Here is a 13277-nt window from a genome sequence, read left to right on the forward strand (position 1 = left end):
TGTATATACAGTATGTTTAATAGTGACAGTAGTAGACTGTAGCACAGGAGAAGAAACATGCGTAAAGTGGTACTAACATTAGCTCTATCAGCAGCCTTTGGTATTGCGCATGCGGAATCTGGTGACAACCAGCTTTTCGATTGCATGGATGCGAAAACATTCGAAATGAATAACCAATGTATGTCGGATCAAATCGGCAATAACATTCGTTTCCGTGATGCACAAGCAAAGCTGATCGACATTGCAAGCGAAAGTCAGGGTGATTACGCCATTGCAACAATGACATTCGATCAAGAAAATATGCATATCGACATCGTAGCACATAAAGACTCGCTTAATGCGCTTGCTGCGAACCGTAACTAATTATTAGTTAACGCATATAAGCCGGCGACGATTTCGCCGGCTTTTTTGTATCTGCTAAAAAATTCTATTTAGTCCATTGATGGCAGCTACACGGTAAGCTTCCGCCATAGTCGGATAGTTAAATGTGGTATTAACGAAGTAGTCTATGGTATTGCCTTCACCTTTTTGCTGCATAATGGCTTGGCCGATATGAACAATTTCAGAAGCACGTTCACCAAAGCAGTGAATACCCAATATTTCTTTCGTTTCCCGGTGAAAGAGAATCTTGAGGCTACCTGTTTGCGTTGATGCAATCTGCGCTCTGGCCAAATGTTTGAACTGGGCTCTTCCTACCTCATAAGGTATTTTAGCTGCGGTGAGTTCTTGTTCTGTCTTACCTACCGAACTAATTTCTGGAATGGTATAGATACCTGACGGAATATCTTCTACCAACGCTGAATGTGTATTTATGCCGAGCATGGCCTCAGCGGCAAAACGACCTTGGTTATATGCTGCAGATGCTAAACTTGGGTAACCAATCACGTCGCCAACAGCAAATACATTATCTACGTCAGTTTGATAACTTTCATTAACCTTAAGTTGGCCTCTACCATCAGCTTTTAAACCAATATTCTCGAGTTTAAGGGTATCTGTGTTGCCCGTACGCCCATTAGCAAACAATAAGCAATCAGCCCGCATGCGCTTGCCAGACTCTAGGTTTAAAATCACTGAATCATCGGTAGCTTCTACAGATGAGTAGGTTTCGTTGTGACGAATAAGTACGCCGTTGTTCCACAAGTGGTAACTTAGCGCATCAGAGATCTCGTCATCTAAGAATGACAGTAGCCGGTCTCGCATATTAACCAGATCGACTTTCACCCCTAGGCCTCTAAAAATACTTGCATATTCAGACCCAATTACACCAGCACCATAAATTATGATGGACTTTGGATCGTGATTTAAAGACAAGATGGTGTCAGAGTTATAGATACGAGGGTGATTAAAATCGATATCTTTCGGGCAATAGGGGCGCGAACCTGTCGCTATTGCTATTTGTGCTGCTGTGACCGTGTCCTTCGAGCCATCTTCTCGAGTTATTTCCAAAGTGTGGGCATCGACAAAGCTGGCTTCGCCATGAAACAGGGTAACGCGGTTTCTATCATAAAAAGAAGAACGCAGGCGAGTTTGGCTTTTCACTACACCGCTAGCATGGCTCATGATGTCTGAAAATGTAAGGCTCTTACTTAAGTGGTTGTCGGCAAACAGGGGAGACGTATTGTATTCAATAAGACGACTGACAGAGTGACGAAGCGCTTTAGACGGAATGGTTCCCCAATGAGTACAGCCACCGCCAACTGCTTCGTATCGCTCTACCACTGCCACTTTTTTACCGGCCTTGGCAAGCTGCATTGCAACACCTTCTCCACCAGGGCCAGTGCCTATAACTATCGCGTCGTAATGATACGACGGAGCTTTAGTTTTTTGCTTCGTTGCCATCTTGCTTTCCCATATTGTTATCTTTGTATTACGCGGCATATCAAAATAGTGAGCCGCAATACAAAATAAGTGATTCTGGTTTTAGTATAACTATCCTATCCAACTATAGAATAAAAAAAACCACATAAGCAGAGACTTATGTGGTTTTCGTTTTAATCTAATTAGCTGAAAGAATAAGTAATGCTACGCCATTTGTAGTGACAGGCTTTGCAGCTGGACCCATTTCTCTTTCTGCACTGCAAAGGCGTGCTTCATCTCTTTATATTTGTAAGCAAGCTCTAACCCTTCAATGCTGCGTTTTAATGTACGCTTCTTAACGCGCATAACGCGCTTTTTCGTTGCGTAGTACTCACTCATCCGCTGCATTAGCAGGTCGTACTCTTCTTGAATAGTGTGCATCATTTCTTCCGCATTCGGTAGTAACGATACTTTTTCACTTGCTCTTTGAAGCTGCATGGCCGCCAGAGCCTTTTCGATGCGTTCTTCAGGTACCTTGCGAAGGTTCGACGTTAAACCTACATAAGACAGCCCTTTGATTAGCCATTTAGTAGGATCAAACTGGTACCAACGAATGCCATTGCGGTAGTCGTACTCAAAAATATGGTGATAGTTGTGATAACCCTCACCAAAAGTAAAGAATGCTAAAACGCCATTATCACGTGCCGTATTCTTATCGGTATAAGGCTGACTACCCCAGAAGTGAGCGAGTGAGTTGATGAAGAAGGTTACGTGGTGAACTAGCACCAAGCGCAAAACGCCGGCCACCAAGATCATGCCCAGAACGTCCCCGTTTAGATAACCCAACAGACCAGTAATACCAAAGTTAGCAGCGAGTACGATGGGCAAGTAGTATTTGTGCTGCCACATAACGACGCTATCTTTTTGTAGATCTTTACAGTTGCTGTAATCATCGTAACGCTTAGATTGATACTCGCGTAACATCCAGCCGATGTGCGCAAACCAAAGGCCTTTCTTTGCAGAGTAGGGGTCTTTGTCGTTGTCATCTACATGGCGATGGTGAACGCGGTGATCTGACGACCAGTGCAAAATACTATTTTGCAGGGCCATCGCCCCACCAATCGCTAATACGACACGAACTACAATGTTGGCATCGTAGGTTTTATGTGACCATAAGCGATGATATCCAGCAGTAATCGACATACCGGTGAAATAGAATAGGAATATGGCGGTACCGATTTCTGCCCAATCGATACCCTGATATGCCACCCAAAGCGGCACACCTATAAATGCAATTGCGCCTGATATTATAAATACCAGCACATTCGTTAGGATAAGAGGAGGTTTTTTCATTTTATACAACTTGGCTTACAACTGTTCGCTAATTTATCTTTTTACGAGGCTTCAGGCAAGCAAAACCCAGATAAGTTCTGCTTACATGTGTAAAGTTTAATTATAGCCGAGGGTGGCTAAAACGTAGGTAAAACGTGAAAATTTATGCTTAACCCTTGTTTATAAAAGAGATGATTTTGTTTCTCTTTCCCCATTAGTACATGTTGCGATAAACTAGGCGTGCTAGTCTTTGATGTACGAGGTTCGATTGCGTTAATGGTTATTCAGATGACGTTGAGAGTAGACTCTAAAGTTAAAAATCATCAGACCATTAAAAGTTAATGAACAGAAGGTACGAACGTGAGCCGACAAGAACAGAAATTAAAAACTCGCCAAAATATAATCCATGCTGCATTTTCACTACTAGACGAAAACCGCAGCTTATCGGCGATAAGCTTGCGCGAAGTTGCCCGAGAAGCTGGCATTGCTCCTACTTCTTTTTATCGACACTTCAAAGATATGGACGAGTTGGGTTTAACGTTAGTGGATGAAGCGGGTTTAGCGCTTCGTCAGCTTATGCGTCAGGCTAGACGACGCATTGCTTCAGGTGGCGGCGTCATCCATACTTCTGTTGAAACCTTCATGGAGTTCATCGCGGCTAATACAAACGTATTTCGCTTATTATTGCGAGAGCATACCGGCACGTCGTCTGCTTACCGATTAGCTGTATTTAGAGAAATTCAACATTTTATAGATGAACTTACTGACTACATCATCGAGCAGCAAGGCGTGGAATACGCCTGTGCCCAGTTACAAGCCGATGCTATGGTGAGATTGGTATTCAGTGCCGGGGCTGAAGCATTAGAAGCAGATGAAAAACTAAGAGGTGAAATCGGTGAAAGAGTGAAAGCTCAACTTCGCTTTGTCCAAGTAGGTGCGACCCAAAAAGGTTAGCACTGAAGTATTATCAAATATTTTACGAAACAGATTCTAGTATAAACCTGCTTATTGTAGGGAATATAGCCTGTTAAGCTCTCAATACGATAACGCTGGATACAGCCAGCAAACTTCAATATAAGAGAGTCACATGTATTATTCAGTTTTAGAAGTCACACCTACCGATGAAGCGTGGATCCCTCACTATGTACAATTTGCGGCAGAAATAGTGTCGCGACATGGCGGCAAATATTTAGCGAACAGTGCAAATCATCAGACTTTAGAAGGCGAGAGAGAAGAACCCGCTATTAGGGCTATCATCCAATGGCCTTCAAAGCAAAGTGCGCTAGATTTTATGTCTGATCAGGACTACCTTCCGTTGCTAAAGCTAAGAACTGACGGCTCAATTAGCAGTCATGTCATCGTGGAAGGTAAAGAGTAGGTAATAAAGATGACTTACACGCAAACTATCCCTTGCGTGTAAGCAGAACACCCGCTTCAATGTGATGTGTAAAAGGGAACTGATCGAAAAGCGCAGACTGTGCGATATCGTGAGTTTCACTTAAAACATCAAGGTTCTGCGCCAAAGTCTCAGGGTTACACGATATATATACGATATTATCGTAATCCTGAATCATTTTTAGCGAGTCTTCATCTAACCCTGCTCGTGGTGGATCGACCAATACAGTGGTGAAATTATAAGTGCTCAAATCAATGCCTTCCAAGCGACTAAATGTACGCTCGCCCTTCATAGCCTGTGTGAATTCTTCGGCGGCTAACCTAACAATTTTTACATTGCTCAGCTCATTTTGCTCAATATTAAACTGAGCTGCCTGTACAGAAGGCTTAGCGATTTCAGTACCCACTACGTTGTCGAAGTGAAGCGCCAGTGGAAGTGAAAAATTACCAGCACCGCAATACATTTCCAGTAAGTCTCCAGAGAGCGGTTTTACGCAATCTAATGCCCATTCAATCATTTTACAGTTCACTTCAGCGTTAGGTTGAGTAAAACTGTTTTCTATATGCTTGAAGACGAATTCTTTCCCGTTTACAGGTAAACGCTCAATAACAAAATCGTTATCGATAATGAGTTTTTGTTTTCTAGCGCGGCCAAGAATGTTTACTTTAGGAAAGTGAGTCTCAAGTGTAGCTTTTAACTCTCTTGCAGCCACTTCCCATTCTTCATCTAATTGGCGATGGTATAAAAGACTAATGACAAGTTCGCCGGATAGTGCGGAAAGGTAATCAATTTGAAATAACTTTTTTCTTAAGGTTTCGTTTGGTTTTACTTCTTCAAGCAATAATCTCATTGCATCGTTTATTGCTTTGCATGCCGGGGGAAAGCTATCCACACGATATTTTTCTTTCGTTTCTTGGTTGAACATGATGTGAAATAAATCATCGCCTTCATGCCATACTCTAAATTCTGCTCGCATACGATAGTGTGTTGGTTGCGAAGGGAATACAGAAAGCTCTGGAGCATTGAATGGAGAAAGCAACGCAGAGAGACGACTTACTTTTTCGTCTAACTGATCTTGATAGCGTTGTTGTTCAGTAGTGGTCATAAAATTCTCCATTCATTGTTAAGGTCGCGAATTGTAGTCCCTTAAAAAATAACTGCAACAAGCGCTACCGACTTCTTCATTGTTAATACGCGTGATTGCCCTCAATAGCTTTTAGAAAAAAAGCTGTATTAAAATTAAACAATGCTGATTCTTTGCCGATAATAAGAGTGAGGATAGTGAGGATCAAATTATGAACGTGGGTCAAATTAAAGCTTTTATGGGAGACCAAAAGGTTGATCAGAAAGCGGATCAAAAGGCAACGGTTCACCCGAACGAGGCGTTGAAAAAGCAGTTGCAGCAAGATGGATTACAGCAAGCAGCTGAGTTCTCAAAGCAACAAGCGGCTTCAGTTTCTGTTTCAAGTAGCCAGACGAGTATCGGCTTGCGCGTGGTAAGTAGTAATCTTAGCCAAGCGTTGGAAATAGATGGCCAGAAGCCACAAGAAACGAAAGAGAAAAACCTTGAAGAGAAGTCGAGCGGTTTATTCGATTTTGAAAAAGTAGCCAGAAATGTACTCAAGTTTGTTGGCGGCGTTATTCGCGGCGCAGCCGATGGAGGTGCCAGCGAAGAAAAGCTGAACGGGTTATTTAGTCAAGCAAGGGAAGGGGTCAGTCGCGGCTTCGCGATGGCTGAAAAAGATCTTGCTGGGTTTATGAATGACGAGATTGAGCAAGGTATAACGAAAAGCCGGGATCTTATTGATACAGGTATTGACGACCTGGAAACCGATATCTTCGGTCGCCAACAGCCTAATGCTGTTCAGCTTTCATCCTTAGAAGCTTTAGCTGCATCGGACGAAAAAAGCGGTAGTTTAGTAATCCGTACTAAAGATGGTGATGAAGTGAGCTTTAGTTTTGAAAGCCTGCGTTCTTTCCAGGCTTCGCAGCAAATTAATTTTCAGGCTCAGGCACCTCAAGACCAATCTGACGGAAACGGTGAGCAAAGTGGAAGTGGCTTTTCAGCGAGCTATTCTCAACAAACGTCTTATCAATATTATGAAAGAAGTGGCATAAGCTTTTCATTAAAAGGAGAGCTTGATGAAGAAGAGTTGGATTCGATAGCTGACTTAGTTGGTCAAGTGCAGGATCTTGCCGACACTTTCTACAGTGGAGACATCGACAAGGCATTCGAAGAAGCACTCAGTCTAGGCTTTGATGACAAAGAATTGGTTGGCTACGCACTACAGCTAAACAGAACGACTCAAACAGAAGTGCTAAAAACATATGAAAATATTCAGCACTTTAACGACGATAAAAGCGAAAACGGAAAGTTTGGAAATGTGGTTAGTCCCATCTCTCAATATCTTGAGAAGATGATGGATACCTTTGCTAATGCAGAAAGTACATTAGAAAGTAGTGAAGACTACAATACGTTAATAGCTGGCATTATTAACGAAATGGAAGATGTACAGGTTCCCGACCTTATATCAGCGATAAATAGATTTCGTTCTTTTAACCAAACCTTATTAGAGGGCCTTCCTCAATCTGCTGAAACCAGCGAGAGTTAATGCTAATCACAATAAAAAGCCCGGAAGCGAAAGCTTACCGGGCTATTTTACATAACTAAAAACTACGAAATAAGAATTACGCGTGTTCAACTTTGTCTTTTGCAGGTCGAACTTTCAGCGTTCGTTCCTGGAAAATTGAGTCGTTAGTTTTATCAATAACACTACTAAGATCGTCTGTGACAACCTCGATAAAACCGTAACCTTTCCTTTTTCCAGTTTTACGATCTTTCATTAAACGAACCGATTGCACTTCAATAAAGCTACTGAAGTACTCCTTTACCGCGTTCTCATTTGCTCTATAAGGCAAATTACCCACATATAAAGTTTCTACTGAACCGTTATTGGAGTGTGCTCTGGCATCTGAGGAAGATGGACTTTGAATAAGAGACGCTAGCCAAGGAGTAACGATACCGCTTATCAACAGAGCTGCCGATACGGTAAGTGGGACATGGACGTTTAAACTAGCAGAAGAAAATAACAAATACCCTGCAATTGCAAAAATAGCGCTAATTACGGCGCATTGAATAAAGCCTACTTTCATATACCTACCTTTCTATTGTTTATTATGGTGTTGGAGGCTGTATATAGTTTACTCATTTGTAACAATTAGAACAATAAAATGTGAAAAAACTAGTCGAAAGATGCATTGAGCCTATAGAAATGATGCAGAAATGAGCGGTTAACACTGAAAGTGACGTAAAAACCAAAAAAATCCAATTTAAGTATTGATCTTTCTTAAGAGGTATCTATAATGCGCTCCACGTTCTGAGGGGGCTTCGAGAAAAACTAAGCCAGCTCAGCAACGAGTGCGAAACCAAGTTTTCAAGCAAATAAAAAGTTTAAAAACATGGTTGACATCGAAATTAAACGATGTAAAATGCGCACCTCACTCGAACAGGGTGAGTCACTAAGAAGCAACGGCTTCCGGTGAATTGCGACGAAGTCGCAACGTTCTTTAACAATTTAGACAAGACAATCTGTGTGGGCACTCGTTAAGAGTGTCACAACGACGATTCATATTTCGATATATTTAATTGAAGAGTTTGATCATGGCTCAGATTGAACGCTGGCGGCAGGCCTAACACATGCAAGTCGAACGGTAACAGGAAGTGCTTGCACTTCGCTGACGAGTGGCGGACGGGTGAGTAATGCTTGGGAACTTGCCTTTGCGAGGGGGATAACAGTTGGAAACGACTGCTAATACCGCATAATGTCTTCGGACCAAACGGGGCTTAGGCTCCGGCGCAGAGAGAGGCCCAAGTGAGATTAGCTAGTTGGTAAGGTAAAGGCTTACCAAGGCAACGATCTCTAGCTGTTCTGAGAGGAAGATCAGCCACACTGGAACTGAGACACGGTCCAGACTCCTACGGGAGGCAGCAGTGGGGAATATTGCACAATGGGGGAAACCCTGATGCAGCCATGCCGCGTGTGTGAAGAAGGCCTTCGGGTTGTAAAGCACTTTCAGTTGTGAGGAAAAGTTAGTAGTTAATACCTGCTAGCCGTGACGTTAACAACAGAAGAAGCACCGGCTAACTCCGTGCCAGCAGCCGCGGTAATACGGAGGGTGCGAGCGTTAATCGGAATTACTGGGCGTAAAGCGCACGCAGGCGGTTTGTTAAGCTAGATGTGAAAGCCCCGGGCTCAACCTGGGATGGTCATTTAGAACTGGCAGACTAGAGTCTTGGAGAGGGGAGTGGAATTCCAGGTGTAGCGGTGAAATGCGTAGATATCTGGAGGAACATCAGTGGCGAAGGCGACTCCCTGGCCAAAGACTGACGCTCATGTGCGAAAGTGTGGGTAGCGAACAGGATTAGATACCCTGGTAGTCCACACCGTAAACGCTGTCTACTAGCTGTTTGTGGCTTTAAGCCGTGAGTAGCGAAGCTAACGCGCTAAGTAGACCGCCTGGGGAGTACGGCCGCAAGGTTAAAACTCAAATGAATTGACGGGGGCCCGCACAAGCGGTGGAGCATGTGGTTTAATTCGATGCAACGCGAAGAACCTTACCTACACTTGACATGCTGAGAAGTTACTAGAGATAGTTTCGTGCCTTCGGGAACTCAGACACAGGTGCTGCATGGCTGTCGTCAGCTCGTGTCGTGAGATGTTGGGTTAAGTCCCGCAACGAGCGCAACCCTTGTCCTTAGTTGCCAGCATTAAGTTGGGCACTCTAAGGAGACTGCCGGTGACAAACCGGAGGAAGGTGGGGACGACGTCAAGTCATCATGGCCCTTACGTGTAGGGCTACACACGTGCTACAATGGCATTTACAGAGGGAAGCGAGACAGTGATGTGGAGCGGACCCCTTAAAGAATGTCGTAGTCCGGATTGGAGTCTGCAACTCGACTCCATGAAGTCGGAATCGCTAGTAATCGCAGGTCAGAATACTGCGGTGAATACGTTCCCGGGCCTTGTACACACCGCCCGTCACACCATGGGAGTGGGATGCAAAAGAAGTAGTTAGTCTAACCTTCGGGAGGACGATTACCACTTTGTGTTTCATGACTGGGGTGAAGTCGTAACAAGGTAACCCTAGGGGAACCTGGGGTTGGATCACCTCCTTACCATTACGTCGTAAGACGCACTTGATGCAGTGCCTACACAGATAGTCTTGTTTAAAAATGAAGAACGACACAAGTTTATGGGGCTATAGCTCAGCTGGGAGAGCGCCTGATTTGCATTCAGGAGGTCAGCAGTTCGATCCTGCTTAGCTCCACCATCTACTTGACACTGAGCTTGCATAAGCGAAGTACTGAAGGCTTGTAGCTCAGCTGGTTAGAGCGCACCCCTGATAAGGGTGAGGTCGGCAGTTCAAGTCTGCCCAAGCCTACCATTTCCTTGCTTTATAAAAGGAAGGCGATAAAGGTAGAAAGTGTCGTAATAGACGATAAATCCTAATGAATATTTACTGTTTCAGTAAGCATTGATTAGGGTTTTTTACTCTAAAGTGAAATGACTCGTCATTTTGCGAATGTTCTTTAACAATTTGGAAAGCTGATATTAATAGTAATCAATCAAAATTGAGTAACTGAGAAGTCGAAAGACGTACTTTTTACTCTACTTGACTGAATTGCTTGTTATCTAAAAGCGCTGAAAAGCGTGCCAATCGGCAAGCCGATTAGCAAAAAGATAGCAAGGCAATTCTTCCGATTAGCTTGTCATTCATGCGACATAACTTAAGCAGAAGTCAAAAGGCTGTTTGGGGTTGTATGGTTAAGTGACGAAGCGTATACGGTGGATGCCTTGGCAGTTAGAGGCGATGAAGGACGTGTAAGTCTGCGAAAAGCTGTGGTGAGCCGACAAAATGCATTTGAGCCACAGATGTCCGAATGGGGAAACCCACCTGTTTACAGGTATCGTTACATGAATACATAGTGTAACGAGGCGAACGAGGGGAACTGAAACATCTAAGTACCCTTAGGAAAAGAAATCAATTGAGATTCCCCTAGTAGCGGCGAGCGAACGGGGAACAGCCCTTAAGCTGTTTAGAATTTAGTGGAATCCTTTGGGAAGAGGAGCGATACAAGGTGATAGCCCTGTACACGAAGAAATCTTTACAGTGAAATCGAGTAGGTCGGGACACGTGTTATCTTGACTGAATATGGGGGGACCATCCTCCAAGGCTAAATACTCCTAACTGACCGATAGTGAACCAGTACCGTGAGGGAAAGGCGAAAAGAACCCCTGTGAGGGGAGTGAAATAGAACCTGAAACCGTATACGTACAAGCAGTGGGAGCCCTTCGGGGTGACTGCGTACCTTTTGTATAATGGGTCAGCGACTTATATTTAGTAGCAAGGTTAAGCGAATAGCGGAGCCGTAGCGAAAGCGAGTGTTAACTGCGCGTTTAGTTGCTAGGTATAGACCCGAAACCCGGTGATCTAGCCATGAGCAGGTTGAAGGTTGAGTAACATCAACTGGAGGACCGAACCCACTGACGTTGAAAAGTCAGGGGATGACTTGTGGCTGGGGGTGAAAGGCCAATCAAACCGGGAGATAGCTGGTTCTCCCCGAAATCTATTTAGGTAGAGCCTCGGACGAATTCCATTGGGGGTAGAGCACTGTTAAGGCTAGGGGGTCATCCCGACTTACCAACCCTTTGCAAACTCCGAATACCAATGAGAACTATCCGGGAGACACACGGCGGGTGCTAACGTCCGTCGTGGAGAGGGAAACAACCCAGACCGCCAGCTAAGGTCCCAAAATATTGCTAAGTGGGAAACGATGTGGGAAGGCATAGACAGCTAGGAGGTTGGCTTAGAAGCAGCCACCCTTTAAAGAAAGCGTAATAGCTCACTAGTCGAGTCGGCCTGCGCGGAAGATGTAACGGGGCTAAGCAATATACCGAAGCTGCGGCAGCATAGTTTACTATGCTGGGTAGGGGAGCGTTGTGTAAGTGGATGAAGGTGAGTTGTAAAGCTTGCTGGACATATCACAAGTGCGAATGCTGACATGAGTAACGATAATGGGAGTGAAAAACTCCCACGCCGGAAGACCAAGGTTTCCTGTCCCATGCTAATCAGGGCAGGGTAAGTCGGCCCCTAAGGCGAGGCAGAAATGCGTAGTCGATGGGAAACGGATTAATATTTCCGTACTTATATAATCAGTGATGGAGGGACGGAGAAGGCTAGGCAAGCTTGGCGTTGGTTGTCCAAGTGAAAGCGAGTAGGCCGAGAATTTAGGTAAATCCGGATTCTTAAAGCTGAGACGCGAGACGAGCTCCCAAGGGAGTGAAGTTGTTGATGCCCTGCTTCCAGGAAAAGCTTCTAAACTTATGATTATATGAACCGTACCCCAAACCGACACAGGTGGTCAGGTAGAGAATACTAAGGCGCTTGAGAGAACTCGGGTGAAGGAACTCGGCAAAATTGTACCGTAACTTCGGGAGAAGGTACGCCTCTGTTTGTGAACACTTTACGTGGTAAGCAAATGGAGGCCGCAGTGACCAGGTGGCTGGGACTGTTTATTAAAAACACAGCACTCTGCAAACTCGTAAGAGGACGTATAGGGTGTGACACCTGCCCGGTGCCGGAAGGTTAATTGATGGGGTTAGTTTTCGGACGAAGCTCTTGATCGAAGCCCCGGTAAACGGCGGCCGTAACTATAACGGTCCTAAGGTAGCGAAATTCCTTGTCGGGTAAGTTCCGACCTGCACGAATGGTGTAACCATGGCCACGCTGTCTCCACCCGAGACTCAGTGAAATTGAAATCGCAGTGAAGATGCTGTGTACCCGCACCTAGACGGAAAGACCCCGTGAACCTTTACTACAGCTTGGCACTGAACATTGAACCTACATGTGTAGGATAGGTGGGAGGCTTTGAAGCACAGTCGCTAGATTGTGTGGAGCCGTCCTTGAAATACCACCCTTGTATGTTTGATGTTCTAACATTGGTCCCTTATCGGGATTGTGGACAGTGTCTGGTGGGTAGTTTGACTGGGGCGGTCTCCTCCCAAATAGTAACGGAGGAGCACGAAGGTTAGCTAATCACGGTCGGACATCGTGAGGTTAGTGCAATGGCATAAGCTAGCTTAACTGCGAGACAGACACGTCGAGCAGGTACGAAAGTAGGTCATAGTGATCCGGTGGTTCTGTATGGAAGGGCCATCGCTCAACGGATAAAAGGTACTCCGGGGATAACAGGCTGATACCGCCCAAGAGTTCATATCGACGGCGGTGTTTGGCACCTCGATGTCGGCTCATCACATCCTGGGGCTGAAGTCGGTCCCAAGGGTATGGCTGTTCGCCATTTAAAGTGGTACGCGAGCTGGGTTTAGAACGTCGTGAGACAGTTCGGTCCCTATCTGGTGTGGGCGTTGGATGATTGATGGGAGCTGCTCCTAGTACGAGAGGACCGGAGTGGACGAACCGCTGGTGTTCGGGTTGTCATGCCAATGGCATTGCCCGGTAGCTATGTTCGGAACGGATAACCGCTGAAAGCATCTAAGCGGGAAGCCGGCCCAAAGATGAGTCATCCCTGAACTTTAAGTTCTGGAAGGGTTGTTATAGACGATGACGTTGATAGGCAGGGTGTGGAAGCGTTGTAAGGCGTTAAGCTAACCTGTACTAATTGCCCGAGAGGCTTAACCATACAACGCCCAAAAAGCTTTAGGCTTTTGAGTGTTGTAGACAAGCTAAAGCA

At 45.0% G+C, this 13277-nt stretch carries 8 protein-coding genes, 2 tRNA genes and 2 rRNA genes; 8 read left to right on the forward strand and 4 right to left on the reverse strand.

From position 1 onward, the window contains the following. Positions 1–57: 57 nt before the first annotated feature. Complete coding sequence (locus D1814_RS10975) at positions 58–363, forward strand: pyridine nucleotide transhydrogenase (protein WP_105930319.1); 306 nt, start codon at positions 58–60, stop codon at positions 361–363. A 54-nt stretch (positions 364–417) separates the two neighbouring features. Here D1814_RS10975 and sthA read toward each other — a convergent pair whose 3' ends face one another. Both sthA and D1814_RS10985 read right to left on the reverse strand, forming a co-directional pair. After that, positions 418–1839: a Si-specific NAD(P)(+) transhydrogenase gene (gene sthA / locus D1814_RS10980; protein WP_118492189.1), complete on the reverse strand. Its 1422-nt coding sequence runs from the start codon at positions 1837–1839 to the stop codon at positions 418–420. 183 nt (positions 1840–2022) lie between these two features. Next, positions 2023–3150: an acyl-CoA desaturase gene (locus tag D1814_RS10985; protein ID WP_118492191.1), complete on the reverse strand. Its 1128-nt coding sequence runs from the start codon at positions 3148–3150 to the stop codon at positions 2023–2025. 339 nt (positions 3151–3489) lie between these two features. On the opposite strand from D1814_RS10985, the gene fabR reads away from it, so the two are divergent. Further along, a complete protein-coding gene (fabR, locus tag D1814_RS10990) occupies positions 3490–4083 on the forward strand; it encodes an HTH-type transcriptional repressor FabR (protein ID WP_118492194.1) in 594 nt (197 codons plus the stop codon). A gap of 133 nt (positions 4084–4216) precedes the next feature. Then, positions 4217–4507 (forward strand): DUF1330 domain-containing protein, encoded by a 291-nt coding sequence (locus D1814_RS10995; protein WP_118492196.1) that lies wholly within the window; start codon positions 4217–4219, stop codon positions 4505–4507. Positions 4508–4532: 25 nt separating this feature from the next. On the opposite strand, the gene trmA is transcribed toward D1814_RS10995, so the two are convergent. Further along, positions 4533–5630 carry a tRNA (uridine(54)-C5)-methyltransferase TrmA gene (trmA, locus tag D1814_RS11000; protein WP_118492198.1) on the reverse strand — a complete coding sequence of 366 codons (1098 nt, stop codon included), beginning with the start codon at positions 5628–5630 and terminating at the stop codon, positions 4533–4535. 190 nt (positions 5631–5820) lie between these two features. Here trmA and D1814_RS11005 point away from each other — a divergent pair, with 190 nt between their 5' ends. Next, positions 5821–7137, forward strand: a complete 1317-nt coding sequence (locus tag D1814_RS11005; protein WP_118492200.1) for a DUF5610 domain-containing protein — start codon at positions 5821–5823, stop codon at positions 7135–7137. A 76-nt stretch (positions 7138–7213) separates the two neighbouring features. On the opposite strand, the gene D1814_RS11010 is transcribed toward D1814_RS11005, so the two are convergent. After that, the gene (locus D1814_RS11010; RefSeq protein ID WP_118492202.1) at positions 7214–7678 is read right to left on the reverse strand and encodes an RNA recognition motif domain-containing protein; all 465 of its coding nucleotides are present in this window, start codon (positions 7676–7678) and stop codon (positions 7214–7216) included. Between the two features lie 490 nt (positions 7679–8168). Between D1814_RS11010 and D1814_RS11015 the strand changes: the two genes are divergently transcribed. From D1814_RS11015 to D1814_RS11030, 4 genes are all read left to right on the forward strand, one after another. Next, a 16S ribosomal RNA gene (locus D1814_RS11015) occupies positions 8169–9701 on the forward strand. Between the two features lie 79 nt (positions 9702–9780). Then, a tRNA-Ala gene (locus D1814_RS11020) sits at positions 9781–9856 on the forward strand. 37 nt (positions 9857–9893) lie between these two features. Further along, positions 9894–9970: transfer RNA gene (locus D1814_RS11025), tRNA-Ile, on the forward strand. A gap of 378 nt (positions 9971–10348) precedes the next feature. Further along, positions 10349–13226: ribosomal RNA gene (locus D1814_RS11030) — 23S ribosomal RNA — on the forward strand. The 16S and 23S rRNA genes sit together here with 2 tRNA genes alongside, the layout of an rRNA operon. The last annotated feature ends 51 nt before the right edge of the window (positions 13227–13277 follow it).

This window comes from Alteromonas sp. BL110 (assembly GCF_003443615.1).
Lineage (GTDB): Bacteria > Pseudomonadota > Gammaproteobacteria > Enterobacterales > Alteromonadaceae > Alteromonas.

What these genes read in the sequence shown, in the direction of transcription:
- D1814_RS11005 (WP_118492200.1), top strand. Translation starts at nt 5,821, where the DNA reads ATGAACGTGGGTCAAATTAAAGCTTTTATGGGAGACCAAAAGGTTGAT.
- D1814_RS10995 (WP_118492196.1), top strand. Translation starts at nt 4,217, where the DNA reads ATGTATTATTCAGTTTTAGAAGTCACACCTACCGATGAAGCGTGGATC.
- D1814_RS10975 (WP_105930319.1), top strand. Translation starts at nt 58, where the DNA reads ATGCGTAAAGTGGTACTAACATTAGCTCTATCAGCAGCCTTTGGTATT.
- sthA (WP_118492189.1), bottom strand. Translation starts at nt 1,839, where the DNA reads ATGGCAACGAAGCAAAAAACTAAAGCTCCGTCGTATCATTACGACGCG.
- D1814_RS10985 (WP_118492191.1), bottom strand. Translation starts at nt 3,150, where the DNA reads ATGAAAAAACCTCCTCTTATCCTAACGAATGTGCTGGTATTTATAATA.
- trmA (WP_118492198.1), bottom strand. Translation starts at nt 5,630, where the DNA reads ATGACCACTACTGAACAACAACGCTATCAAGATCAGTTAGACGAAAAA.
- D1814_RS11010 (WP_118492202.1), bottom strand. Translation starts at nt 7,678, where the DNA reads ATGAAAGTAGGCTTTATTCAATGCGCCGTAATTAGCGCTATTTTTGCA.